The organism is Paenarthrobacter sp. NPDC058040 (assembly GCF_042885775.1).
Taxonomy (GTDB): domain Bacteria; phylum Actinomycetota; class Actinomycetes; order Actinomycetales; family Micrococcaceae; genus Arthrobacter.
In genome coordinates this window covers 119,291-144,404 of record NZ_JBHVRN010000012.1, presented here as the reverse complement: position 1 = coordinate 144,404, position 25,114 = coordinate 119,291, and the positions used below count along the sequence as shown (strand labels likewise).

Genomic DNA, 25,114 nt, shown 5'->3' with positions numbered 1-25,114 from the left:
GATTGGAGACGTGCCAGAGCGGCCGAATGGACTTCACTGCTAATGAAGGGTCGGGGTTAAACTCGACCGGGGGTTCAAATCCCCCCGTCTCCGCGAATTGGTCCCGGTTTTCGAACCGGGACCTTTTGCGTTTAACCCCGCTGCTCCTGGGCTAGCCGCCTCTTCTGCGGGAAACTACCGCCGGGAACCGGCGCTTACCTCTGCGCCGGCATGCCTGTGGAGTGTCAGGCTGTCAATGGTGCTCACCAGCATCAGGACGGCCATGGCAAGGAATGCACCCTTGTAGGCAGTCACGTGGTCTGCGCCGAAGAGGTGGGTGGTGTCGAACAATCGGAGGAACAAGGCACCGACGGCGATTCCCGCTCCCGCAGCCAGCTGGACCAAGGTGGCCGAGATGGCGTTCGCGGAGGGCAGTTGTTCGGGAACGATGTCCGCGTACTGAACCGAGGCGTAGGCGGAGAAGCCTATGGACCGGAACGCGCCGCTCAGGAGCAGGAGTCCAAAGATGACCGGTTCAGGGGTCTGTGCGGTGAGGAACGCGCACAGGGCAAACGTTGCGGCCGACGCCAGGGAGGCGAAAACCAGCACGGGCTTGAAACCGAAACGCCGGATGATCGGCGTCGTGGCCGGTTTGATGCCGATGTTGCCCACGAAAACCGCTGCCACCATGACGCCGGCCTTCAGCGGGTCCCAACCAAAGCCATCCTGGAACATCAGGGGCAGCAGGAACGGCACCGAACTGATCGTCAATCGGTAGATAAACCCGCCCGTCGACGTCGCCCGGAACGTCCGGGTCCCAAACACGTCCAGGTTGAACAGCGGGACCTTCGCCTTCGCCATCCACCAGACGGCACCTGCCAGGGACAAGACACCCGCGCCAACCACGACGGCGGCCACCGCCCCGGGCGCGTGGCCACCCAGGGTTTCCAACCCGACCACCAGTGCACCAACCCCAAGGGTGGTCAACAGCAGGCCAAACCAGTCCAGCCTGCGCTTGCCGTCCCCGGCCGTCTTCGGCACAAGCCTCAGTGCCGCGATAAACGCAGCGAGACCAAGCGGAACGTTGATGATGAAGATCCAATGCCAGGACAGGAACGTGGTCAGGGCACCGCCCACCATGGGCGCCAGGACGGGTGCAAGCAGCCCGGGCCACACGAGGAACGCCGTTGCCCGGAGGAGCTCGGACTTGGGTGTTCCCCTGAGCACCACCAAGGTGCCCACGGGAACCATCATGGCTCCTCCCGCTCCCTGGGCCACCCGGCTGAGCGTCAGCATTGTCAGGTCCTGGCTCACGGCGCAGAGTAGCGACGCCGCAGTGAAGACGGCGATCGCCAGGCAAAACACCCTTCGCGCACCGAGCCTCTCGGCCAGCCAACTGCTCAGCGGAATGCCCATTGCCACCGTCACGAGGTAGGCGGTCATGGTGATGTTGACGTCGGCGGCCGCAACGCGGAAATCCGAAGCGATGCTGGGGATCGCTGTTGTGAGGACGGTACCGTCCAGGAACTCCATGAAGAACGTCGCTGCGACAAGCAGCGCCAACCTCGGCTGCCAAGTGCTCTCCGTGGCGGCGGCGACGTCTGTCTGGTTGGAATCTGTGCTCATGGCTCCGGTCCAAGGTCAGGATGGACGGCCCACTTGGGGCTATCTGGCGTGTTTCATCGATCCTATAGAGACAATGTGGGAGCGATCACAACATGACACAGCCTTACTCGCATGGTGGCTCCAGCTAGCCTGCTTGTGCCAGGGCCAGCGGGAGGACTGCACCCGCTCCCGCCTGCCGGAGTGCCCGGGCTGCCACAGTCATGGTCCAGCGGCTGTCCACCAGGTCATCGACCAAAAGCACAGGCTGCCCGTTGATCCCGGCCAGCGCTTCCGCGACGTCCGGGCCCACGACGAGCCTGTCCCACACACCCGCCAGCCGGTAGGCGCTGTTGCCTCCGCGCGATCCCGCGGGACCCCCGTGCTGTGGCTGCAGCGACCCCAGGTACGGCATCCGGCCGATGCCTGCGATCCCCCTGGCCAAGGAGTCCACCAGGTGCGGTTTGCTCCTGGACGGAATGCTCACGACGGCGGCTGGCCGGCCCACTCCGCTCCAGGCAGTTCCGCCATCAGCGCCCGACCATTCGCGAAGCACCTGCACGCAAGCCTGGAGCATGGCAGGTTCCACCTCGCGGTCTGCCGCGCCTGCCGCGAAGAGTTCGCGCAGCGCACCTCCCCAGCCCAGGTCCGTGAGACGGGCCAGGACACGCCCCTCGGCCACACTCTCATCGGGCTTGATCTTGCCCTTGACGCCCACCCCAAGCCGGTCCATCCCGGAAGGCCACTGCAAGCGAGGTTCCACCGCGGTCCCCACCCTGCGCAGGGTTTGTCCGGCGGCGTCCACCGCGGCGGCGGCTATGTCCACCGGGAACCAGCGACCGGCACAGTTGTCGCACCGTCCGCAAGGCGCCGCGGTTTCGTCGTCCAGGACAGAAGTGATGTATTCCATGCGGCACCCGGACGTGTCCTGGTAAATGATCATGGAGTCCTGCTCATCCACGCGGGCTTCGGCAATGCGCGAGTAGCGTTCGGCGTCATAGACCCACGGCTGGCCCGTGGACCGCCATCCCCCACCCACGCGTTCCACAGCGCCGTCTACGGCCAGGACTTTGAGGAGCAACTCGAGTGGTGTCCGGCGGAGGTCCACACGGGCTTCCAAAGCCACCGTGGACAGCGCCGACCCTCCGTCCGACAGGACATCCAGGACCGCCGCTGCCTTCTCCGCGGAGGGCATGGACGCAGTGGCAAAGTACTGCCAGATTTCGCGGTCCTCGGACCCCGGGAGCAGAAGGACATCGGCGTTGGCTGCCCCTCGGCCGGCACGGCCCACTTGCTGGTAGTAGGCCACCGGCGAGGACGGGGCACCCAAGTGGATCACGAAACCCAGGTCAGGCTTATCGAAGCCCATGCCCAAAGCGGAGGTGGCCACGAGCGCCTTGACCTGGTTGTCCTTCAGCAGCTGTTCGGCACGCTCCCTGTCGGTGGGATCCGTCCTTCCCGTGTAGGACAGGACATTGTGTCCAGCTTCGGCGAGCAACCTGGCGGTGTCTTCGGCTGCCGAGACCGTGAGTGTGTAGATGATTCCACTTCCGGGCAGGTCCGTGAGGTGGGTCAGCAACCAGCCCAGCCTGTCGCGGGAGTTCTCAAGGTTCAGAACGCCCAGCCGCAGGGATTCCCTGCCGAGGGCGCCCCTGATGGTAAGGACGCCTTCACCGAGTTGTTCCTCGATGTCATGGACCACCCGGGAGTTGGCCGTGGCGGTGGTGGCCAGCACCGGAACCGTCGGGGGAAGTTGGGCAATGAGATCTGCGATGCGCCGGTAATCGGGCCTGAAATCATGGCCCCAGTCGGAGATGCAGTGGGCTTCGTCAATCACCAACAGCCCTGTGCGCCTGATCAGCTCGGGCAGCTGGTTCTCGCGGAAGGACGGATTCGTTAGCCGTTCCGGGGACACCAGGAGGACATCCACTTCGTCCGCGGCGAGCTGCGCGAGCACACTGTCCCATTCCAGGGCGTTCGCCGAGTTGATGGCGACGGCACGCACCCCTGCCCGTGCGGCAGCAGCAACCTGGTCCCGCATCAGGGCCAGCAGCGGTGACACGATCAACGTGGGACCAGCACCCCGCCCTCTCAGCAACAAGGACGAGACGAAGTACACCGCCGATTTCCCCCAACCCGTGCGTTGGACCACCAGTGCGCGCCGCCCGCCGTCAACCAAGGCCTCGATGGCCTCGAACTGGCCGTCGTGGAACTCAGCTTCAGGGTGCCCCACGAGCTCACGAAGGCACGCGAGGGCTTGCTGGCGGGTGGGAGTTTGCACGGAAACAGAGGGATTTTGGGGGGTGGAGGCCATAACCCCAGTATTGCAGCCGGGTCTGACAGCCAGGACCCTGAGGACGAGCTATGTGGACAACGGCTATCCACATGTCTCCGAGCCGGTTCCTGCCCATTTGCACTGCCACAGTAGGATTGAGCGCGTGACTAGCGAGCAGAACAAGACTTTCGACCTCTCGGCTTCTTTCAAGGCGTACGACGTCCGGGGCATCGTGGGGGAATCCATCACGGCTGAAATTGTCCAGGCCGTGGGTGCTGCGTTCATCGATGTCCTTGGCCTTGAGGGGCAGACGGTCCTGGTGGGTGGCGATATGCGTCCGTCCTCGCCGGAGTTCAGCCAGGCGTTCGCCAAGGGCGCTGCTGCCCGCGGGGCGAACGTGCAGTTGTTGGACCTGATTTCCACGGATGAGCTCTACTACGCTTGCGGTGCGTTGAACGCCGCCGGCGCCACGTTCACCGCGAGCCACAACCCGGCCGAATACAACGGCATCAAGATGGCCAAGGCCGGCGCCCAGCCCATTTCTTCCGAGAGCGGCTTGAAGGAGATCCAGGCCCTCGCCGAGGAATACCTGAACCAGGGAAGCATCCCCGCGGCAGCCAAACGCGGGCAGATCGGTGTCCGGGATGTCCTGAAGGACTACGCCGAGTACCTCCGCAAGCTCGTGGACCTTTCCGGCTCGCGTCCCTTGAAGGTGGTTGTCGATGCCGGCAATGGCATGGCCGGGCTGACCACCCCGGCGGTCCTGGGCGACAAACTGCTCCCGGGCCTTCCTTTCGAGATCATCCCGCTCTACTTCGAGCTGGACGGTTCCTTCCCGAACCACCCGGCCAACCCCTTGGAACCGGAAAACCTGCGCGACCTTCAGGCAGCGGTCCTCAAGTACGGCGCGGACATCGGCTTGGCCTTCGACGGCGACGCCGACCGCTGCTTCGTCATCGACGAGAAGGGCGAGCCGGTTTCGCCGTCGGCCATCACGGGCATGGTGGCCCGCCGCGAGATCGCCCGCGCCAAGGCAGCCGGCGAAGAAGCCCCGGTGATCATCCACAACCTCCTGACGTCCAAGGCCGTGCCGGAACTCGTGGCCCAGGACGGCGGCCGTGCCGTCCGGACCCGCGTGGGCCACTCCTTCATTAAGGCCGTCATGGCTAAAGAGGGCGCAGTCTTTGGCGGAGAGCACTCTGCACACTTCTACTTCCGTGATTTCTGGAACGCCGATACCGGCATGCTGGCAGCCATGCATGTCCTCGCGGCGCTGGGCGAGCAGGACGGTCCGTTGTCCGAGCTGGGCCGCCAGTACGAGCCCTACGTTTCCTCGGGTGAGATCAACTCGGAGATCGAGGACAAGGCCGCTGCGGTGGAGCGGGTCCGCGTTGACTTCGAATTCGAAGACATCGAGATCGACCACATGGATGGCAGTACCTTCAGCGCCAAGGACGGCAGCTGGTGGTTCAACCTCCGACCTTCCAACACAGAACCTTTCCTCCGCCTGAACGCCGAAGCCAAGGACCACGCCACCATGGAAAAGATCCGCGACCGCGTCCTGGCCATAGTCCGGGCATAAAGGAACAGACACCATGAGCCAATCACCTCAAGCAACGGGGAACACGGCCGGGGAAGATTCAAGCGAACAGGACCGCGAACTCCGCGACACCCTGGGTACGGCCATTGGCACGGCCCAGGAACACCTGCTCCAGAACGGTGGTTTCCTTCCCTTCGGCATCACGCTGTCCAACGACGGCGAACTCCGGATCGTCCTGGTCACCCCCAGCGAGCCGGATGAGAACGGCGAGTTGGACGCGGAACAAATGTTGGCCGATGTCCAGGAACTGCTGCGCCAAGGCCGCGATGACTACCGGGCCGTTGCCGTGGCCTATGACGTCTATCTGCCGGACCACGGATCGGACGGCATCACCGGCGCAGCCGAGCACCGCGATGGCGGAGTCCTTGCCGCGATCGTTCCGTATGCACACACAAACGACGGATTCACCTTCGGCGCCATGGAAGCGGACACCCACGAGCCCACCGTCTGGGTGGACCAGGCCTCAGGACGTTAGGCAAAGCCATGAAGATCAACGCGTTTGCAGATGTGAGCCTCCGCGCGGTCATGGTGCTGGCCGCGGTTCCTGACGGAACGCTGTTGACCACGCAGGCCGTGGCAGATGCTGTTGGCACGCCCTACAACCACGTCAGCAAGGCCATGGTCCGGCTGCGTGAACTGGGATTGATCGACGTCGAAAGGGGCCGGCTTGGCGGTTCGCGTCTGAACGCGTCCGGACGCAAAGCGACCGTTGGCCAACTCCTGCGCCAATTGGACAGCCGCCAGGATCCGGCAGAATGCCAGTCCCCCAACGGAGACTGCCCACTCCTTACAGAATGCGGGCTCCGCCACGCCATGAAGCGTGCCCGGGAGGCCTTCTACAGGGAGCTGGATACAGTGGTGATCGCATCGCTGCCGCACGCCCGCCAGATGGCCCCCGTCTTCCAAACCATCGGCCTGCGCCCGCAGTTCCAGGCCGGCATTCCCCCCACAGCCGAAGCGACGGCCTTCGCGCCGTAGGACGGCTTCGCAACACATCGGTTCGCGATTTGCACATCTTTTCTACGAGGAGTAGAAATTGAGGCATAAATATAAGCATTCCTCTTTGCAGCCATCGCCGCCGACCTGGCCGACGTCATCACTCCGGAGATTGCCGAAGCCTGGACTGAGGTTTACTGGCTCATGGCCGACGCGCTGATCAAGCTCGAGAAGGACCTGTATGCCGCCCAGGCCAACAGCAGGATGTGGACGCCATGGCGCGTAGCGTCCAAAACGGCAGCGGGCACGGATTCCGCGACCTTCACCCTGGAACCGGCTGATGACACGCCGATCACCGAAGCGAAGCCTGGCCAATACGTCAGCGTCAGGGTGACCCTGCCCGACGGCCTGCGCCAGGTACGTCAGTACTCCCTCTCCGGCGACGCCGGAACCAGCCGGATCTTTACCACCAAGCTCAACGACGGCGGCGAGGTGTCCACCGCCCTGCACACCGCCGTCGAACCTGGAGATGTCCTCGAGATCTCCAATCCATACGGGGAAATCACACTCAAGGAGGGTGAGGGTCCCGTGATCCTGGCCTCGGCGGGGATCGGTTGCACTCCGACGGCATCAATCCTGCGGTCCCTCGCGGATGCCGGCACTGAGCGCGATGTCCTGGTGCTGCACGCAGAGCGGTCCATGGACAACTGGGCACTCAGCGGCCAGATGACCGCCGACGCAGCAAAAATCAGCGCCGGGCTGCAACTCTGGCTCGAAACACCGCAGCCGGGCGCCAACCAGGGCTTCATGTCGCTTCGCGAAATCGATGTGCCGGCAGACGCATCGCTGTACCTGTGCGGCCCGCTGCCCTTCATGAAGAAAATCCGGGACGAAGCCATCGAAGCGGGCATCCCTGCGACCCGCATCCACTACGAGGTCTTTGGCCCGGACGTCTGGCTCGCCAGCTAAAGCGGAAAGAACGACGGCGGCCCGCCACCTTTCAAGGGAAAGGTGACGGGCCGTCGTCGTTCACTTAAGAACGCCGTTGTCCTTAAGAGGTCTAGGCCAGCCGGCTCTTGAGGCCATCCAGCTCGGACTGCAGCGCAGCCGGGAGTGATCCACCGAAGTTGGCGAACCATTCCTCGATCGAGGCCAGTTCAGTGGCCCACTCGTCGGCGTCGACGCGCACCGCGGACTCAACCTCGGCCGGGGTCATGTCCAGGCCTTCGAGATCGATCGACTCACCGGTCGGAACGAAGCCGATCGGAGTCTCCACGGCGTCGGCCTTGCCTTCGAGGCGCTCGATGGCCCACTTGAGCACACGGGCGTTGTCACCGAATCCGGGCCAGGCGAAGCCACCCTCGGCGGTGCGGCGGAACCAGTTGACCAGGAAGATCTTCGGCAGTCGCTCCGGGTTCCCCTTGGCTGACAGGTTGACCCAGTGGTTCAGGTAGTCGCCTGCGTCGTAACCGATGAACGGCAGCATGGCCATGGGGTCGCGGCGTACAACGCCCACGGCACCGGCAGCTGCAGCAGTGGTCTCCGAGGAGAGCGTGGAGCCCATGAAGATGCCGTTGGACCAGTCGCGGGCCTCGGTAACCAACGGAATGGTGGTCTTGCGGCGTCCGCCGAACAGGATCGCGGAGAGTTCCACGCCTTCCGGGCTGAAGTATTCTTCGGCCAGCATGTCGATCTGGTCGATCGGCGTGCAGAAGCGGGAGTTCGGGTGGGCGGCCGGCTTGTCAGAGTCCGGAGTCCAGGACTCGCCCCGCCAGTCGGTCAGGTGTGCCGGGGTTTCCTCGGTCATGCCTTCCCACCACACGCCACCGTCATCGGTCAGGGCAACGTTGGTGAAGATGCTGTTGCCCTTTGCGATGGCACGCATGGCGTTGGGGTTGGTGCCCCAACCCGTTCCCGGAGCAACACCGAACAGGCCGGCTTCGGGGTTGACGGCACGGAGCTCGCCTTCCTTGCCGAAGCGCATCCAGGTGATGTCGTCACCGAGGGTCTCAACCTTCCAGCCCTTGATGGTGGGGTCGAGCAGGGCGAGGTTGGTCTTGCCGCAAGCGGACGGGAACGCAGCGGAGACGTAGTAGGTCTTCTGCTCCGGGGAGGTCAGCTTGAGGATAAGCATGTGCTCGGCCAGCCAGCCCTCGTCGCGGGCCATCACCGAAGCGATGCGCAGGGCGTAGCACTTCTTGCCCAGCAGTGCGTTGCCGCCGTAGCCCGAGCCGAAGGACCAGATGGAACGCTCTTCGGGGAAATGGACAATCCACTTCTCCGGGTTGCAGGGCCATGCGACGTCGGCCTGGCCGGCTTCGAGCGGAGCACCAAGGGAGTGGAGTGCGGGAACGAAGAAGGCGTCGGTCTGCGTGATCCGGTCCAGCACATCGGTGCCGATGCGGGCCATGATCCGCATGGAAGCCACAACGTAGGCGGAGTCTGTGATCTCAACGCCAAACTTGGGGTCTTCGGCATCCAGGTGGCCCATGACGAACGGAATGACGTACATGGTGCGGCCGCGCATGGAGCCGGCGAAGAGTCCGCGCAGCTTCTGCTTCATCTCGGCCGGGGCCATCCAGTTGTTGGTAAAGCCTGCGTCGCGCTCGTTCTCGGAGCAGATGAAGGTCTGCTCTTCAACGCGGGCAACGTCCGCGGGATCGGAGAACGCGGCGAAGGAGTTCGGGAACGTCTCCGGGTTGAGGCGCTTCAAGGTGCCGGCCTCGACGAGTTCGTCGGTCAGCTTCTTGTTTTCCGCTTCGCTGCCGTCAACCCAGTGGATGCGGTCCGGCTGGGTCAGCTCAGCAACTTCCTCGACCCAGGCCAGCAGGCGTGCATGGGTAGTAGGTGCCTTCTCAAGCAGCGGCAGTCGCGCCAGATCGCCCATTGCGGTTTCCCTTCCCTCGGGTTCGGTGGTGTGTCCTAAACGATAGGGGGCGCGGACCAGACCAATCCGCTGTCAGACATCGGACAACCAGGGAAGCAAAAACCGAAAACCGCGGAAATTCAAGGATCTCCGTTTCCGGAAGCCCAATTTAAGTGACGAAGGTCACCTAGACCGGTCTAGTTACGCAGATTACACCCGGTCGATTTGGAACTTCACATGAACTTCTGTAAAGTTTATTGAGGTTCGAGGGGGTCAGAGAAACAGACCGCCGAGAATCACACGAAATGCGCCCATAGCTCAGCTGGATAGAGCGTCTGTCTACGGAACAGAAGGTCAGGGGTTCGAATCCCTTTGGGCGCACAAATGAAGACCCGCACCGGTTCGCCGGTGCGGGTCTTTTGTTATGCCCGTCCACCGCTCACAAGTTTGGCACGAACGGCATAGGCGGCGCATATCCCCTGCGTCGCGCCCGCTGCACTGGATGGACCGGAGCGGCCGGCGCCACGACGTTAGTGAGCGTGCCCAAGCGTTCAACAGACAGACTCACCACGTCATCGGGCTGCAGTGCCCGCGGGGCCATTGTTCCGAACCACCCCCAAAATTCCGCCAGGCAACCACCACCACTGGTTCCGGAGCCCAGGATGTCACCGCGCCGAACCCAGGTTCCCCTGCTGGCATACGAGACCAACTCGGCAAAGTTCCACGCCATGTTCGCCAGGGAATCCGTGGCGAGGACCTGCCCGTTGACGGAAACACTCATGGACAGGTCGAGGAAACCATCAGAGCAAACGTCGGCCAACTCGTCCTTGGTGACAAAGAGCGGGCCGAGGGACGTTGCCGTGTCCTTACCCTTCGCCGGGCCCAAGCCAACGGTCATTTCGGCGCGCTGGAGATCCCGTGCGGACCAGTCGTTCAGGATCATGTACCCGGCAATGTGCTCTTCTGCTTGCTCGACGGACAAGTTGTACCCGTCCGTCCCGATCACAGCGGCCACTTCCAGCTCGAAGTCGAACTGCTGCGTGCCAGGAGCCATGGGAATGGTGGCGTTATGCCCGACGGCGGCGTGTGGGTTGGTGAAGTAGAACGACGGGGCGTCGTACCAGGCGGCCGGGATGCCCTTGTCCGCAGCTACCGAGCGCAACGCGCCCACGGTGTGCTGCTCGAAGGTGATGAAGTCGCGGATGGTGGTGACGTCGAGGGGCGGCAGGAGTTCGGCGTCGTGAAGGTCCACCATTTCACCGTCGGCCGGAGTCGAGGGCCTGTCGATAACTTCAAAGGCATCGAGCCCTTCCGGATAGAGTCGGCCGGAACCCAAACTGTCGTCGGCAAGCCCAAGGCGCGGAACGCCGTCGTGCATGATCCGGAAGAACCTCACGCCGCTGCCTCCTCGTCGAGAATCGCGACTGCCCTGGTCCAGCCAGCGGAGGCGCCGTGGACTTTGACCGGAAAGCATGAAATCTGGAAGCCGGTGGCCGGGAGGGCCTCAAGGTTATGCAGCTTCTCTATATGGCAGTATCCGATCTCCATGCCCGCCTTGTGCCCTTCCCAGATCAGGGAGTTGTCGCCGGTTTCCACGTACCGCTTGGCTGTATGGATGAAGGGCGCGTCCCAGCTCCACGCATCAGTTCCGGTGACGCGGACTCCGCGGCTGGTGAGGAAGAGCGTCGCTTCACGGCCCATTCCGCAGCCCTTCGAAAGATAGTCGTCATAGCCGTAGCGGGTTCCGGCGGCGGTGTTAACCACAACGATGTCGCCCGGAGCCAGCTCGTGGCCGATGCGATCAAGCTCGGCCTCAACGTCGGCGGCTGTGGCGACGTAGCCGTCGTCGAACCCCCGGAAGTCCAGCTTCACTCCCCTGCCAAAGCACCAGTCCAGCGGAACTTCGTCGATGGTGATGGCCCGCGCACCCCCGTCCATGGTTGATGCGTAGTGGTAGGGCGCGTCCAGATGGGTTCCGGTGTGGGTGGTGGCGGTGATCCGTTCGATGGCCCACCCTTCCTGGCCAGGCAGGTCCGATTCGCTCATGCCCGGGAAGTAGGACACCAGGTCCTTCGCCGTTTCGCGATGCGTAAAGTATTCGATCCCAGGCGTCATGCCGGGCGGGTCAGAGGCGATGTTCGCTTGGAGGCTGACGGACAAATCCACGAGTCTAGGCATGATCTACAGGTTCCTTTTGTACGTTGGCTGTTGCTTCCGGCGCAGTGCCGGTGCGAGGCAGGAAAAACATGAGGGCGCTGCCCGCCAGGAAGACCGCCCCGGAAAGGATGAGCCCGGAGGAGAATCCCCAGGCGGCTGCGATCCCGCCCATGGCAAGAGGTGCGAAGGCTGCCACTCCGCGGCCGATATTGAAGCAGAATCCCGCGCCGGTGGTCCGGATCCTGGTGGGGTAGAGCTCCCCCAAGTAGGAACCGAACAGCCCGGCAAAGGTCATGAAGAAGGCGTAGAGCGGACCCATCCACAGCAGGACGGACTGGTTGGTGACCAGGCCATACAACGGCATCAGCAGTCCGGTCCCTGCCAAGGAAAGGATGATCGCGTTGCGGCGCCCGATCTTGTCCGCGATCCAACCGAACACGAGGTAGCCCGCGAACATGCCGAGGTTGAGGACGGTCATGAAGAGGGCAACCTGGCGTACGTCCAGGCCCCGTTCGGCCGACAAGTAGCTGGGCAGCCATGTCGAGGCGCCATAGAAACCCACGAACGCGCAGACCGCAGCCACCGTGGCAATGATGGTCCGGCGCCTGTAGGTCCCGGTGAACAGTTCCTTGACCGTGACGTTTCCTGCGCTGTTGGCGCCCCGCTCTTCCAGCCAGGCCTTGGACTCAGGAAAGAAAAACACCACCATCAACAGCGGCAGCAGGGCGGACAAGCCGGTCACCAGGAACAGGAGCCGCCAGTCCGGCATGAAGGCGCCGGCAACCAGGGCGGCCGAAGCTCCGCCCAAGGGATAGGCAGCCAACACAAACGCAACGGCCCGACCGCGCTGGGCAGCGGGCCATGTTTCAACAATGTACGTGGAGAGAACGGACCACACTCCGCCCAAGCCGATGCCGGCAAGGAACCTCAGCACCACGAAGACGCCGTAGTTCGGCACCACAAACAGCGCTGATGTCAGGGCAACGAAGACCACCATGGAGGCGATGAGGGCAACCCGACGGCCACGGTTATCGGCTATCCAGCCGGTCAGGACGCTGGAACAGCCCATGCCCAGCAGCGTGGCGGTAGCCAGCAAGCCGCCGGCGATGGGCGTGAGGGCCAGTTCGGCGCTGATGGCCGGGAGCGCGAAGGACAACACTGCGATTTCGAGTGCGTCGAAGAGGTAGATGATGAACGACCCAACAAGGATGAACCACTTGGTTCCACGTTTCATGGTGGAGATCCCTTCTGAAGCGGGCGACGTTGCCCGAGCCGAAACGTAACTTATACACTCGTTCAGTTTCTATTGGGATAGAATTTATACACCCATTCAGTTTGTGTCAATGGATGCTGTGCAGGGAGCTATAGGCTGGGAACCATGTCCACAGAAGTGCAAGGAAACAACGCAGGAACCCGCCGGAGGGAACAGATCCTGGACGCCGCCGTCAGGATGTTTGCGGTCCGCGGATACGAGGCGACAACCATGCGCGCCGTCGCGGAGGAGATCGGCACTACCGCTCCGCTGGTGATCTACCATTTCGCCACCAAGCTTGACCTCTATAAGGCCGTGTTCGCCCACTACCAGCACCTCAACGAGGAGCGCCGGCGGGAGGTCCTGGCAGTGGACACGTCAGCCCCGGATGCTATCGAACAGATCGTCGAGGCTTTTCTGCTGCCGACGTTGAGGGCACAGGAAACGCCCGACGGGAAACTCTTTGCGCGCCTGGTTCTCCGCGAAGCCTCGGATCCGGCGGCTTACGAGCGCGGCATCCTGGCCGAATACTTCGACCCCATGGCACGGGACTTCATCAAAGTCATGCGAAACGCTCTACCGGACAAGCCCGCGGGATTCCACGAGTGGGCCTACCTCTTCGGCGTGGGCGCACTGACGGGCACGGCACTCCCCCAACGGATCGCCGCGCTCTCGCATATCGGGAACATTATCGATTTCCGGTACGACCATTTGCGCTCAGTCCTGATCGCAGGATGGCGCGGCGCCGCACCCAAGTAGGTCGCATTTGTGCGCGTTTTGAGCGTTCAAAACGCGCACAAATGCGACCCAGTTGGGTAGCGTTTCCCTATGAACGCGCAGCAGCCTGAAGATGTCTATACCCACGGGCACCACGAGTCGGTTGTCCGGGCCCACGCCTCACGGACGGCCGAGAATTCGGCCGCGTTTGTGATCCCCCATCTCACGCCTGGAACGTCGGTGCTCGACGTCGGTTGCGGTCCAGGCAGCATCACGTGCGACTTCGCGCGGATGGTCTCGCCCGGACACGTGATCGGCTTGGACCGTTCGCCGGACATCATCGCCCAGGCCACCGAACTAGCCAAGGACCGAGGCGTGGAGAACGTCGAATTCCAAACCGGAAACATCTACGATCTCGACTTCGAAGACGAGACCTTCGACCTCGTGCACGCCCACCAGGTCCTCCAGCACCTCACCGATCCCGTAGCGGCCCTGCGCGAGATGCGCCGCGTTGCCAAGCCGGGAGCAATCGTGGCCGTGCGCGACGCCGACTTCCACGGCATGAGCTGGTACCCGGAGGTCCCCGAGCTCGATGACTGGATGGAGCTCTACCAGAAGATCGCCCGCCGTAACGGCGCAGAGCCCGACGCCGGTCGCCGCCTGGTCTCATGGGCGCAGCAAGCAGGGTTTGCCCAAGTGTCCCCGAGCAGCAGCAACTGGCTCTATGCCACGGCGCAGCAACGCGCCTGGCAGTCCCGCGTTTGGAGCGAACGCGTCCTGCACTCAGCGTTTGCCGAGCAAGCCCTCGAATACGGCTTCGCCAACGAGGCCGACCTCGCCCGGATCGCCGCCGGCTGGCATCGTTGGGGAGCCACGGAGGACGGCTACTTCCTCATCCCCAACGGCGAAGTCATAGCCCGCGCCTAAAAAATATCCGGCAACCATGTAGAAATCCCCGGGACAGTTCCGACTTAGGAGTGAAGGCACCCAGACAGGGAGCCCCTCAACAAGGAGTTCGAGATGAAATACATGATCATGATGTTCGGTTCGGCCGAGGGAATGATGGAAACCGCCGATCCGGAGTGGGTCAAGGAAATGATCGGTTTCATGATCCAGATCGACAAGGACCTCACCGAGTCGGGCGAACTGGTCTTCAATGCGGGCTTGGCCGATGGCAGCACCGCGAAGCTCGTCAAGCAAACCCCCGACGGCGTCATCACCACAGATGGTCCGTATGCGGAATCCAAGGAGTCGCTGATTGGCTACTGGGTGGTTGATGTTGCCAGCGAGGAACGCGCAGTGGAGATCTGTTCCAGCATCGTGAAGTACTCACAAGTGGTGGAACTCCGCCCCATCCCGGCAGGGCCTCCGGAGGTCTAGCTTTTGACGGAACCCCCGCGGGAGACGCGAATCGAGGACCTGCTGCGCACCCTCGCGCCGCAGGTCCTCGGCGTGCTGGTCCGCCGCAACGGTCAATTCGACGCCTGCGAAGATGCCGTCCAGGAAGCCCTCCTTGAAGCCGCGCTCCAGTGGCCATCCGGGGTGCCGGACAATCCACGCGGCTGGCTGCTCTCGGTTGCCTCCCGTCGCCTCGTTGATGAATGGCGCAGCGACTCGGCCCGGCGGACAAGGGAAGAACGCGCCGCCGCCATGGAGCCGCAGTTCGCCGACCTGCCGGATTCCACGTCTGAAACCGACGACACCCTCACCCTCATGTTCCTCTGCTGCCACCCGGCGCTGTCCCCGCCGTCGCAGCTCGCCTTGACGCTGCGGGCAGTAGGAGGACTCACGACGGCGGAAATCGCCTCTGCCTTCCTGGTCCCCGAAGCGACCATGGGTCAGCGCATCAGCCGTGCGAAACAAACCATCCAGAAGGCCGGCGGCCGGTTTGAGCAGCCGGCGACGTCCGAACGGAAGGCGCGCATCTGCGTCGTACTTCACGTCCTGTACCTAATCTTCAACGAAGGCTACGCGGCCAGCTCGGGCCCGTCACTGCAGCGGGAGGACCTGACTGCGGAGGCGATCCGACTGGCCCGGCTGCTGGTGGGCGCCGCTCCGGGTGAGCTGGAGGCGAGCGGTTTGCTGGCCCTGATGCTGCTGACGGATTCCCGGCGTGCGGCGCGCACACTGGCTGATGGGACCCCGGTGCCGTTGGCCGAGCAGGACCGGAGCCGCTGGAACCAGGAGCAGATCCAGGAGGGCGTTGCTTTGCTCTCCTCGGTGTTGGGCCGTGGGCGTCCCGGTACTTACCAACTGCAAGCCGCGATCGCTGCCGTCCACGCCGAAGCGGCGTCGGACGCGGAGACGGACTGGCCACAGATCCTCGCGCTGTACACCGTGCTGGAGGCCGTGGCACCGAGCCCAGTGGTGACCCTGAACCGGGCTGTTGCCCTTGCCCGGGTCAGTGGGCCGTCCGCCGGCTTGGCTTTGTTGGAGGGGCTCGATGCCGCCCTGGGCAAGTCGCATCGGCTCGATGCTGTGCGAGGACACTTGTTGGAACTCGCCGGCTCATTTCAGGCCGCCCGCGTAGCCTACCTGGCCGCCGCGAAGAAGACGGGGAGCCTGCAGGAACGGCGGTACCTGATGGGGAAGGTGGCGAATGTGGACACGGCTCAGAACAACGGCGGCGGCAACATATAGTCGAACGCATGGAACAGCGCATTCTTGGCAAAACCGGCCGGTCCGTCTCCACCGTCGGACTCGGCACGTGGCAACTTGGGGCCGACTGGGGATCCGTCACCGAAGAGGATGCCGTCGCCGTCCTCGAAGCCTCGGTGGACGCGGGGGTCAACTTCTTCGACACCGCCGACGTGTACGGGGATGGCCGCAGTGAACAGATCATCGGACGCTTCCTTGGCATCAACCCGGACCTCAACATCACCGTAGCCACCAAAATGGGGCGCCGCGTGGACCAGGTCCCGGAGAATTACACGCTCGCCAACTTCCGGGCATGGACCGACCGTTCACGGCGGAACCTGCAACAGGACACCCTGGACCTGGTCCAACTCCACTGCCCACCCACGTCCGTTTACAGCAGCTCCGAGGTCTATGACGCTCTCGACACCCTGGTCAGCGAAGGAGCTATCCGGAACTACGGCGTCAGCGTCGAGCGGACCGACGAGGCCCTGGAAGCCATCAAGCGCGGCAACACAGCAACCGTGCAGATCATCCTCAACGCCTTCCGCCTCAAGCCGCTCGATGAGGTGCTCCCCGCCGCGAAGGAAGCCGGCGTGGGCATCATCGCCCGGGTTCCGCTGGCTTCGGGGTTGCTCTCCGGGAAGTACACCACTGAGACGACGTTTGCCGAGGACGACCACCGGAACTACAACCGCACCGGCGCTTCCTTCGATGTCGGCGAGACCTTCTCAGGGGTGGACTTCGCCACCGGGGTGAAGGCCGCGCAGGAATTCAGCCAGTTGGTGCCCGACGGCGTCACCACCTCGCAAGCGGCCCTCGCCTGGGTCATCGCGCAGGATGGCGTCACGTCGGTCATTCCCGGCGCCCGCTCGGCCTCGCAGGCACAGGCCAACGCGGAGGCTGGCTCATTGTCTTCGCTCGGGGCCGGGCTGTCTACGGGCGTGTTCGACATCTACGACCGCCACTTCCGCGAAGCGATCCACCCGCGCTGGTAGGCGGCAGGCCGGCGTCGTGCGTTGGCTTACCAGCCGCTGCGGGTGGGCGTGTGCCCTTGGCGGGCGTCGTCGGGCATGGCCATTTCGGCGCGCAGTCCGAGGAGGCGGATCGGGCGGTCGGGCTCCATTTTTGCCGTGAGGTTCAGGGCCTGGGCGAGGACTTCGTCGCGGTCGAAGGTTTCCGGGATCTTCCTGGCGTAAGTCTTGGTGAAGAACGGTTTGTAGCGGACCTTCAGAGTCAGCCCCACCACCGGGCGGCCCTCGGCGGCGACATCCTCAAGGACCCGGGCGGTGAGTTCCTTGATGGCGTCCTCGACCTGTTCGGCCTCCGTGAGGTCCTGCTGGAAGGTGGTTTCGCGGCCGTGGGCCCTGGCAACCCACGGGGTATCGTCCACTTCGGTGGCTCCTTCGCCCCGGCCGAGCTGGGCGTACCAGGGACCCATTTTGGGTCCGAACTCCTGGACCAGGCTGTTTGGGTCAATGGCGGCGAGTTCGTTGACTGTGGTGATGCCGTGGGCTGCGAGCCTCTTGGAGATCTTGGGCCCGACTCCCCAGAGACCGATGGTTGGTTTGTCTCCCATGACGTGGAGCCAGTTCTCTTGAGTGAGCCGGAAGATGCCAGCGGGTTTGCCGAAGTCAGTGGCGTTCTTGGCGCGGACGAGGTTGTCACCGATGCCCACGCTGCAATGTAATTGGGTGCTTTCCAACACGGCAGCCTGAATCTGCTTGGCGTAGGCTTCGGGGTCATCCGTGGTTACGCCGACGAACGCCTCGTCCCAGCCCAGCACCTGCACCGTGGCGCCTGGTTGCTCCTTCAACGTGGCCATGACTTCTTCCGAGGCCGCAAGGTAGGCCTCCGCGTCGACGGGGAGGATGATAGCGTCGGGCACTTTCCGGGCCGCGATGCGCAGGGGCATTCCGGAACCAACGCCGAACGCCCTTGCCTCGTAGGACGCAGTGGACACCACAGCCCGCTCCGTTGGATCGCCTCGACCGCCCACAATGATGGGCTTTCCGGCGAGTTCGGGCCGCCGAAGGATCTCGACCGCTGCAATGAACTGGTCGAGATCGACGTGCAGGACCCACGGGATTCCGCTCACGGGATCAGTCTGCCCGGTTTTGTGCAGCCCTGTCTGTACCTTCACCACCTTCTTTGGGCTGCTGGGCCGCCGGAATCAACCTGTTCCGGGTGCATTCGGCGGCGGGCGGCGGCAAAGTGGGTGGTGGCGGCACAGGGGCCCGAGCCACCCGGCGGCGGCACGCGTCCCGGCCACCCACCTCACCGGCATAAGCTGAGATGGTGCAATTTTCCCTTTGGCTGGCCTTGGTTGGTGCCGGCACCCTGATCAGTTTCACTCCCGGTGCCGGGGCAATCTTCACCATGAGCAACTCGCTCAACTCGGGCTTCCGACGCTCCATTTGGGGAATTCTGGGCCAGCAGGTGGCGCTGGTGATCCACATCGTGATCGTGGCCTTGGGCGTTGGCGTGCTGGTTTCCAATTCGCCGCTGATCTTCAACATCATCCGCTACGCCGGTGCCGCGTACCTCGTGTACCTGGGCATCCGGCAGTTCCTGCACAAGCCTGACCTCGACAAAGAGAAGGTGGAGGACAAGAAAAACGAGTCCGGCCTCTCTATGTTCCAGCGCGGCATCTGGGTGAACCTGCTGAACCCCAAGGCGATCGTGTTCTTCCTGGCCTTCATGCCGCAGTTCATCCGACCGAATGAGCCCCTGCTCCAGCAGTACGTTGTACTGACGGCAACGGTCCTGGCCATCGACATCATGGTCATGTGGTTCTTCTTCGCCTTGGCGGCACGTTCATTCCAACGCTTCACCCACAACGCTCACGGCCAGAAGGTCCTCAACCGGATCTTCGGTTGCCTGTTCGTGCTGGTCGGCATCCTGCTGGCGGTCATCCACTAGAGCGGGCCCCGGCGCGCGATGCTAGCCTCGGGGCATGGATGCAGACTGGATTGAACACCGGCGGGCGGACGACGGCGAGCACGTCGGATGGATGAAGCCCGTCGATGAAGGATTCGTCGCCATCGACATGCTCGGACGCCCACGCACGGACGTTGTGGATTGGTTCACCGCCGAGGAAACCCTCGATGAGCTTGGATTGCGCTACCTCGCCGAACCCCACGAGTTACGGCTCGACGACGGCGGGTGGCTGCGTGTGCGGATCGCTGAAGTGGCGCCCGGAACAGTCCGCGTCAAAAAGGATGACTGGGGCGACATGACGGCACCCCAGATCTACTACACGGTGGACTTCCCCGTCTCCGAAGAGCAGCTGCGGCCCCTGGAACGCTAGGAAACGTCAGCCAGCAACGGTCGAGCCACGGACCACCAGCGAGCTCTCCAGCGTCACGTGCGGCTCGGCCAAGGGAACCCCCTCAATAAGTCCCCGAAGCTGCTCCCCCGCCTTGCGCCCCAAAGGCGTGGCGGGCAGGTGGACGCTGGTCAGGCTCGGGTTACTGGTGGCCGAGTACGGCAGGTCGTCGAAGCCGGCCACGGCCAGCTTATTCGGGATCCGGACGCCCTCCACCCGTGCTTCCTGCAGCACGCCATAGGCGTGCGTATCGGTACCGCAGACGACGGCGGTCACGCCTGCCGCCTTCCACGAAGGCCACGCGTCGGCAAAGGCAGCCGCGGCAGCACCGACGTCGATCGAGGTGCTGATGATGTGGTCCTCCGAGACGATCAGGCCACACAATGCAGCCTCTTCGAGGAACGCCTCCCGCCGGAGCTGGAACGTCGCTGTGCCCGTAATGCCGTCCACGTAGGCGGCCCGGGTGTGCCCGGCAGAAGCGAGGTGTCTGGCAAGTTCACGCGCACCGTGCGCAACGTCCAGGTTGACGGACGGAGCGAAGGACTCAAGCCCCGGGGCGTCCAGCAGAACCAAGGGACCGGCGGCGGAGAGATCTTCCAAAAACTCAGCACTGGGCGCTCCCACCAGCAGCCCCGCCGGTCGCAGGGAGAGTAGCTTCCGGACGTCGTCAGCCTGCGGCGATTCGCCGGCGTCGGTCACGGAGAGCAGCAGCTGGTAGTCAGCACCCAAGGACTCGCGCACTCCGGCAATCACGTTGGCGAAGAACGGGTTGGACACGTCCGGCGTCACCAGGATCACGATCGAGCTGACCCCACGGGCCAAGGAACTCCCGATGCTGTCCACCACGTAGCCAAGCTCGGCGATCGCGGTCCGTACGCGCGAGATGTTGTCCTCGGATACGCGCCCCTGCGTCTTGCCGTTGGCAACCAAGGAAACTGTCGCCGTCGAAACCCCTGCGCGCGCGGCCACCATGGCCGCCGTAACTCGGGGCGCGCGTTTGCCGAGGTGATCCGGGGTTTCCATGCATCGATCCTAACGTTGTTGCGCACCTCTCACTCACCCCATGGCATCAAGCGCTTGACGCTATCCACGTTAAGCGTTTGACGTAACCCCAGAACGGGTGCCATGATTCCCCTGAATGCTTAGCGCCCTGTCCGGCGCCGGCACCACCCCTAAAGCCAAGAGCACCGGACAGGCCCCAATGACGTGGAGAGAAACGTGGAAACCAACACCCGCAAAAAGATCATTCTTGATTGCGATCCCGGCCATGACGACGCAGTGGCATTGCTGCTGGCTCACGGCAACCCGGACATCGAGCTGCTCGCCGTCACCACGGTGGTAGGCAACCAGACCCTCGAGAAGGTCACGCGCAACGCCCTTTCAGTGGCGACTATCGCGGGCATCACCGGCGTTCCGTTCGCCGCCGGCTGCGACCGCCCCCTGGTGCGGACCATCGAAACCGCCCCCAGCATCCACGGAGACTCCGGCATGGATGGCCCAGAGCAGCCCGAGTCCGCCATCGAGCTGGACCCGCGCCACGCCGTCGACCTCATCATCGAAACCGTCATGGCACACGAGCCGGGCACCGTCACCCTGGTCCCCACCGCAGGCCTCACCAACATCGCGATGGCTGCCCGCAAGGAGCCCCGCATCGTGGAGCGCGTCAAGGAAGTTGTCCTCATGGGCGGCGGCTACCACGTGGGCAACTGGAGCGCCGTTGCCGAGTTCAACATCATCATCGATCCCGAGGCCGCACACATCGTGTTCAACGAGAAGTGGCCCGTGGTGATGGTCGGCCTGGACCTCACGCACCAGGCGCTGGCCACGGACGAGGTGGTCAATAACATCGCCAAAATCGGAACCAAGCCCGCCAAGTTCGTCCTGGAGCTCATGGAGTTCTTCAAGAAAACCTACAAGGACGCCCAGGGCTTCGACTTCCCGCCGGTCCACGATCCGTGCGCCGTCGCCTACGTCATCGACCCCACCGTCATGACCACCCGCAAGGTCCCCGTTGACATCGAACTGCAGGGCAAGCTCACCCTCGGCATGACCGTGGCCGACTTCCGGGCACCCGCACCGGAGGACTGCAACACGTCCGTCGCCGTGGACCTGGACCACAAGAAGTTCTGGGACCTGGTCACCGACGCGATCGTCAGGATCGGCGAGCCCGACGGCGTCACACCCGCGGGCGCGCACGTCGCCGCCGAGGCACTCGTTGCGGAAGAGGCAAAGTAAATGAGCACGCAAACCACTAACAAGGCCAATGTCACTGCCCTCATGGTCGCCCTGCTGGCAGCCTGCGTGGCCTTCCAGCTCAACGCCTCCATGCTCAGCCCGGCGCTGGTCACCATGGGCAACGAACTCCAGACCGACCAGGCCACCATCGGCCTCTCGCAGACGTGGTTCTTCACGGCCGCGGCCCTGTTCTCCCTGTTCCTGCCGCGGCTCAGCGACATCGTCGGACGCAAGAAGATCCTCGTGGGCATGATGATCCTGATGGCCGTCGGCTCGGTCATCGCCGCCTTGGCTCCGGACGTGACGTGGCTCTTTGTTGGCCGCATCATCCAAGGCGTCAGCGGCCCCACGGTTCCGTTGTGCCTCATCATGCTCCGCTCCGCCGTGAGCAACCCGCGCAAGTACGGCGCACTCATGGGCCTCATCACCGCGGTCAATGGCGGCGTGGCCGGTGTCGACTCCTTCGTGGGCGGCTACTTCGCGGAGAACTTCGGTTTCCGCAGCATCTTCTGGCTCATGGTTGCCCTGGCTGTCGTCGCGACAGCACTCATCGCCTTCCTGGCCACCGAAAGCAAGCCCGCCGCGGGCACCACCATGGACTGGCTTGGCGTGTTCTTCATTGTCATTGCCGTGGGCGCGCTGCTGACCGCCCTGAACGAAGGCTCCAAGCTCGCAACAGCTTTCGACGGCGGCACCCTGGCTCTCGCCGTCGGCCTCACGGTGGTTGCCGTCGTCGCCTTCTACGCTTTCTGGACGGTCGAGAAGCGGGCCAAGCAGCCCATGGTGGAAACCGTGCACTTGCGCCAGCGCTCCACGTGGGCGCCGCTGCTGACCACTACCCTCACCATGACCGGCATCTTCGCGGTGATCAACGGCATCGTCCCGGCGTTCATCCAGGCTGCGGATCCAGGCTTCGGGGTGGGTCCCACCGAGATGTCGCTCATGATCCTGACGCCCTACGCGCTCCTTGGCTGGGTCTTCGGTCCGATCAGCGGGCGGCTCGCCCCCGTCCTGGGCTACACCAAGGTGCTCCGCATCGGCCTCATCGGCAGCCTCGTGGCACTGGCCATCATTGCGTTGTTCGGCCTCAACAACCTTCCGATGATGATCGTCGGCACGGCCTTGCTGGGCGTCATGTACGCCGGTACCGTCAACATCATGCTGAACGGACTTGGCGTGGTCCTGTCTCCGAAGGGCAATCCCGGATTCCTCCCCGGCATGAACGCGGGCGCCTTCAACCTCGGGGCCGGCCTGAGCTTCTTGGTCCTGCCTGCCGTCCTGGTGGCGACCTCAGCGCTCGGCGACGCGAAAGCTTCCTACCTGACCGTCGTCGTCGTTGGCTTTGCCATCACATTCGCCGCGTTTGCCGCCTCGCTGCTGATCCCCAAGCCGGTTGACGCCGAGGTCCACGAGGACGAAGAGGTGGCTGCGTGAGCTCGTCCGGAATCGTGGTGGTGGGTTCGCTCAACGCGGACCTGACCATCTACACCGAGCGCCTTCCGCAGCCAGGCGAGACCGTCCATGGCAACGGATTCGCCGTCAATCCGGGCGGCAAGAGTGCCAACCAGGCGGTGGCGGCGAGCAAGCTCGGCGGAAGGGTCAGCCTGATTGGCGCCGTGGGCGAGGACCCCAACGGCACCATGCTCCTCGATTCAACGGCCAACGCCGGAGTGGACGTCTCGCGCGTGCGGCGTTCGGACGCCGCAACGGGCGTCGCTGTGATCTCGGTGGATGCGAACGGCGAGAACAGCATCATCATCTCGGCGGGTGCCAACGGCACTTTGTCCCCTGCCGACGTCGACTTCGCCGCGTTCCGCGACGCCGCCGTCGTCTGCCTGTGTTTGGAGGTTGGCATCGATACCGTGGTTGCCGCCGCCCAGGCCGGGCACGACGCCGGAGCTACAGTGCTGCTGAACCTCTCGCCGTACGCCGAGGTGCCGCAGCTGTTGGCCGGGTTGAGTGACGTGCTGCTGGTCAACGCGCACGAGGCCGCGCTGTTCCTTGGTTCCGAGGCGGACATTCCTGCTTCCGACGCGGATGCCGAGGCCTGGGAGCCTGTCCGCAGCCAGTTCGCCGACCGGGGCCTCCATCGCGTGCTCGTGACGCTCGGTTCCCAGGGTTCGGTGGTGCTGGACTCGTTGGCCCGGGGTACTCAGGAGCAGCTCACGCGGATCGCACCCACGCGGGTGAACGCCGTGGACACCACGGGAGCGGGCGACGCATTCACGGGTGCTGTCGCTGCCCGTTTGGCCGCCGGTGATTCGCTTGCCGAGGCGGCGTCGTTTGCTTCGGTGGCCGCCGCGTTGGCTGCGACCAAGAAGGGCACCCAGGCTGCCTACGCAACCCTCGAGGAAGTCGAAGCTGCGCGCACGTCCTAACCCAGTTGGGTTAACGGGACGTGCGGGCGGAGCGTCGGGCGGCGCGTTCCACGGCCTTGCGAGTGAGGGCTCCGTGCCCGGCAAGGAGGCGCGGGACCACGATGTACACGGCCGTTGGAACCACGAACGCCGTCAACACAAGGGCGCGAAGAACGGGGTGCCACGGTTCCATGATCGGGCCGAGCAGCAGCATGCCGACGGAAACCAGCGGGAAGATGGCCACCCAAGTGATGAGTGCGCGCATGTGCACGGACGGCCCTTGAGGACGAACGACGGCGGATGGCGCGCTGGGCGCGACGGCAGGGGCTTCGGGGGCAGTTGCTTCGGCGGCGACGGGGGTCGTCATCAGATTCTCCAACCAGATAGTTGCAATTGGCTTGGCACCAACCATAACCGGACACCACCACAATTACAACCACTTAGTTGGAAAATGCTAAGATGACCCTATGGCGTGGGACACAGAGCGAACCAAGGCACTGCTGCTCAAAGCGGCAACATCGGAGTTTTGCGCCCGCGGACTGGCCGGAGCACGCATTGATCGCATCGCCTCCGAGGCCGGCGTCAACAAAGAACGGATCTACCAATACTTCGGCAACAAGAACGCCCTCTTTGATGCCGTGATCGTCGCCGCGCTCAGCAGCCTCATGGACGAAGTTCCCATTGAAGGCAAGGGCCCCGAAGCCATGGCAGACTACGCGGGACGGCTCTTCGACCACCACCAGTCGGATGCGACAGCTCCCCGACTCCTTTTCTGGGAAGGGCTGGAACGTGGCACTGAAGTGGTGGGACTGCCCAAGCGCATGGCCAACTGTGCCTCCAAAGTTAACAGCACCATTGCAGCCCTCCCCGGCGTTTCCAGGGAGGATGCCGGAGACCTGCTCATCACCATCGTGAGCCTGTGCGATTCGGCCCCCGTCCTGCCCGCGCTCGATGGCCTGATGGCCGGGGATGAGCCCGGCCGCGCGGAAAGGCGACGCGCCGCCGTCGTACGTACCGTCTACCTGGCCGCCGCCGCCCTGGCGGCCGAAGCCGCCGAAGCAGCCGAACGCACGCCGGTTTCCTGAAGTCCGGAAATCATCGTTCACTACCACCTGTCACTCCGTATGACAGATTCGACAGCGAAAATGACTTTCGTGTGGAGTAACCCACTAGCCA

The 25,114-nt window shown here is 64.0% G+C and carries 23 protein-coding genes, 2 tRNA genes and 1 pseudogene; 17 read left to right on the top strand and 9 right to left on the bottom strand.

The genetic code is table 11. The annotated features are described in order from the left end of the window. Positions 1–4 precede the first annotated feature (4 nt). Positions 5–93: transfer RNA gene (locus ACFVSJ_RS17685), tRNA-Ser, on the top strand. Positions 94–174: 81 nt separating this feature from the next. Here the strand turns inward: ACFVSJ_RS17685 and ACFVSJ_RS17680 are convergent. After that, on the bottom strand, positions 175–1,605 hold the full coding sequence (locus ACFVSJ_RS17680) for an MFS transporter (RefSeq protein ID WP_387438246.1): 1,431 nt from the start codon (positions 1,603–1,605) through the stop codon (positions 175–177). A 124-nt stretch (positions 1,606–1,729) separates the two neighbouring features. Further along, on the bottom strand, positions 1,730–3,895 hold the full coding sequence (locus tag ACFVSJ_RS17675) for a RecQ family ATP-dependent DNA helicase (protein WP_387438245.1): 2,166 nt from the start codon (positions 3,893–3,895) through the stop codon (positions 1,730–1,732). A gap of 124 nt (positions 3,896–4,019) precedes the next feature. Between ACFVSJ_RS17675 and ACFVSJ_RS17670 the strand changes: the two genes are divergently transcribed. From ACFVSJ_RS17670 to ACFVSJ_RS17655, 4 genes and pseudogenes are all read left to right on the top strand, one after another. Beyond that, positions 4,020–5,438 carry a phosphomannomutase/phosphoglucomutase gene (locus ACFVSJ_RS17670; protein ID WP_387438244.1) on the top strand — a complete coding sequence of 473 codons (1,419 nt, stop codon included), beginning with the start codon at positions 4,020–4,022 and terminating at the stop codon, positions 5,436–5,438. Positions 5,439–5,451: 13 nt separating this feature from the next. Further along, complete coding sequence (locus ACFVSJ_RS17665; RefSeq protein WP_387438243.1) at positions 5,452–5,931, top strand: hypothetical protein; 480 nt, start codon at positions 5,452–5,454, stop codon at positions 5,929–5,931. 8 nt (positions 5,932–5,939) lie between these two features. After that, positions 5,940–6,434 (top strand): RrF2 family transcriptional regulator, encoded by a 495-nt coding sequence (locus ACFVSJ_RS17660; protein ID WP_387438242.1) that lies wholly within the window; start codon positions 5,940–5,942, stop codon positions 6,432–6,434. 81 nt (positions 6,435–6,515) lie between these two features. Beyond that, positions 6,516–7,361 (top strand): annotated as a pseudogene (locus tag ACFVSJ_RS17655) (FAD-binding oxidoreductase); the annotation flags it as partial. A 91-nt stretch (positions 7,362–7,452) separates the two neighbouring features. Here ACFVSJ_RS17655 and ACFVSJ_RS17650 read toward each other — a convergent pair. Continuing rightward, positions 7,453–9,279 (bottom strand): phosphoenolpyruvate carboxykinase (GTP), encoded by a 1,827-nt coding sequence (locus ACFVSJ_RS17650; protein WP_387438241.1) that lies wholly within the window; start codon positions 9,277–9,279, stop codon positions 7,453–7,455. 286 nt (positions 9,280–9,565) lie between these two features. Here ACFVSJ_RS17650 and ACFVSJ_RS17645 point away from each other — a divergent pair. Next, positions 9,566–9,639 (top strand) — tRNA-Arg (locus ACFVSJ_RS17645). A gap of 58 nt (positions 9,640–9,697) precedes the next feature. Here ACFVSJ_RS17645 and ACFVSJ_RS17640 read toward each other — a convergent pair. Genes ACFVSJ_RS17640 through ACFVSJ_RS17630 form a run of 3 tightly spaced genes read right to left on the bottom strand, consistent with a single transcriptional unit; the run spans position 9,698 to position 12,649 of the window. Continuing rightward, on the bottom strand, positions 9,698–10,654 hold the full coding sequence (locus ACFVSJ_RS17640) for a fumarylacetoacetate hydrolase family protein (RefSeq protein WP_387438240.1): 957 nt from the start codon (positions 10,652–10,654) through the stop codon (positions 9,698–9,700). Beyond that, positions 10,651–11,436 carry a cyclase family protein gene (locus tag ACFVSJ_RS17635; protein ID WP_387438239.1) on the bottom strand — a complete coding sequence of 262 codons (786 nt, stop codon included), beginning with the start codon at positions 11,434–11,436 and terminating at the stop codon, positions 10,651–10,653. The genes ACFVSJ_RS17640 and ACFVSJ_RS17635 overlap by 4 nt, the downstream gene beginning before the upstream one ends. Continuing rightward, a complete protein-coding gene (locus tag ACFVSJ_RS17630) occupies positions 11,429–12,649 on the bottom strand; it encodes an MFS transporter (protein WP_387438238.1) in 1,221 nt (406 codons plus the stop codon). Before ACFVSJ_RS17630 ends, ACFVSJ_RS17635 begins: the two co-directional genes overlap by 8 nt. A 144-nt stretch (positions 12,650–12,793) precedes the next feature. Here ACFVSJ_RS17630 and ACFVSJ_RS17625 point away from each other — a divergent pair, with 144 nt between their 5' ends. From ACFVSJ_RS17625 to ACFVSJ_RS17605, 5 genes are all read left to right on the top strand, one after another. After that, on the top strand, positions 12,794–13,426 hold the full coding sequence (locus tag ACFVSJ_RS17625; RefSeq protein ID WP_387438237.1) for a TetR/AcrR family transcriptional regulator: 633 nt from the start codon (positions 12,794–12,796) through the stop codon (positions 13,424–13,426). Between the two features lie 69 nt (positions 13,427–13,495). After that, a complete protein-coding gene (locus ACFVSJ_RS17620; RefSeq protein ID WP_387438236.1) occupies positions 13,496–14,311 on the top strand; it encodes a methyltransferase domain-containing protein in 816 nt (271 codons plus the stop codon). 93 nt (positions 14,312–14,404) lie between these two features. After that, positions 14,405–14,764, top strand: a complete 360-nt coding sequence (locus ACFVSJ_RS17615; protein WP_387438235.1) for a YciI family protein — start codon at positions 14,405–14,407, stop codon at positions 14,762–14,764. A 3-nt stretch (positions 14,765–14,767) separates the two neighbouring features. After that, positions 14,768–16,024 (top strand): RNA polymerase sigma factor, encoded by a 1,257-nt coding sequence (locus ACFVSJ_RS17610; RefSeq protein ID WP_387438234.1) that lies wholly within the window; start codon positions 14,768–14,770, stop codon positions 16,022–16,024. 8 nt (positions 16,025–16,032) lie between these two features. Then, on the top strand, positions 16,033–17,016 hold the full coding sequence (locus tag ACFVSJ_RS17605; RefSeq protein ID WP_387438233.1) for an aldo/keto reductase: 984 nt from the start codon (positions 16,033–16,035) through the stop codon (positions 17,014–17,016). 26 nt (positions 17,017–17,042) lie between these two features. On the opposite strand, the gene ACFVSJ_RS17600 is transcribed toward ACFVSJ_RS17605, so the two are convergent. Further along, complete coding sequence (locus ACFVSJ_RS17600) at positions 17,043–18,116, bottom strand: DNA polymerase IV (RefSeq protein ID WP_387438232.1); 1,074 nt, start codon at positions 18,114–18,116, stop codon at positions 17,043–17,045. 197 nt (positions 18,117–18,313) lie between these two features. On the opposite strand from ACFVSJ_RS17600, the gene ACFVSJ_RS17595 reads away from it, so the two are divergent. Both ACFVSJ_RS17595 and ACFVSJ_RS17590 read left to right on the top strand, forming a co-directional pair. After that, the gene (locus ACFVSJ_RS17595) at positions 18,314–18,940 is read left to right on the top strand and encodes a LysE family transporter (protein ID WP_387438231.1); all 627 of its coding nucleotides are present in this window, start codon (positions 18,314–18,316) and stop codon (positions 18,938–18,940) included. Positions 18,941–18,974: 34 nt separating this feature from the next. Continuing rightward, positions 18,975–19,328 carry a hypothetical protein gene (locus ACFVSJ_RS17590; protein WP_387438230.1) on the top strand — a complete coding sequence of 118 codons (354 nt, stop codon included), beginning with the start codon at positions 18,975–18,977 and terminating at the stop codon, positions 19,326–19,328. 6 nt (positions 19,329–19,334) lie between these two features. On the opposite strand, the gene ACFVSJ_RS17585 is transcribed toward ACFVSJ_RS17590, so the two are convergent. Further along, positions 19,335–20,318, bottom strand: a complete 984-nt coding sequence (locus tag ACFVSJ_RS17585) for a LacI family DNA-binding transcriptional regulator (RefSeq protein WP_387438278.1) — start codon at positions 20,316–20,318, stop codon at positions 19,335–19,337. A 246-nt stretch (positions 20,319–20,564) separates the two neighbouring features. On the opposite strand from ACFVSJ_RS17585, the gene ACFVSJ_RS17580 reads away from it, so the two are divergent. Genes ACFVSJ_RS17580 through ACFVSJ_RS17570 form a run of 3 tightly spaced genes read left to right on the top strand, consistent with a single transcriptional unit; the run spans position 20,565 to position 23,959 of the window. Beyond that, a complete protein-coding gene (locus ACFVSJ_RS17580; protein ID WP_387438229.1) occupies positions 20,565–21,581 on the top strand; it encodes a nucleoside hydrolase in 1,017 nt (338 codons plus the stop codon). Then, entirely contained in the window at positions 21,582–23,015 is a 1,434-nt protein-coding gene (locus ACFVSJ_RS17575) for an MFS transporter (RefSeq protein ID WP_387438228.1), read from the top strand. Next, a complete protein-coding gene (locus ACFVSJ_RS17570; protein WP_387438227.1) occupies positions 23,012–23,959 on the top strand; it encodes a ribokinase in 948 nt (315 codons plus the stop codon). The genes ACFVSJ_RS17575 and ACFVSJ_RS17570 overlap by 4 nt, the downstream gene beginning before the upstream one ends. 10 nt (positions 23,960–23,969) lie before the next feature. Here the strand turns inward: ACFVSJ_RS17570 and ACFVSJ_RS17565 are convergent, their stop codons facing one another. Then, on the bottom strand, positions 23,970–24,305 hold the full coding sequence (locus ACFVSJ_RS17565; protein ID WP_387438226.1) for a hypothetical protein: 336 nt from the start codon (positions 24,303–24,305) through the stop codon (positions 23,970–23,972). 100 nt (positions 24,306–24,405) lie between these two features. Here ACFVSJ_RS17565 and ACFVSJ_RS17560 point away from each other — a divergent pair, with 100 nt between their 5' ends. After that, a complete protein-coding gene (locus tag ACFVSJ_RS17560; RefSeq protein ID WP_387438225.1) occupies positions 24,406–25,023 on the top strand; it encodes a TetR/AcrR family transcriptional regulator in 618 nt (205 codons plus the stop codon). Positions 25,024–25,114 lie beyond the last annotated feature (91 nt).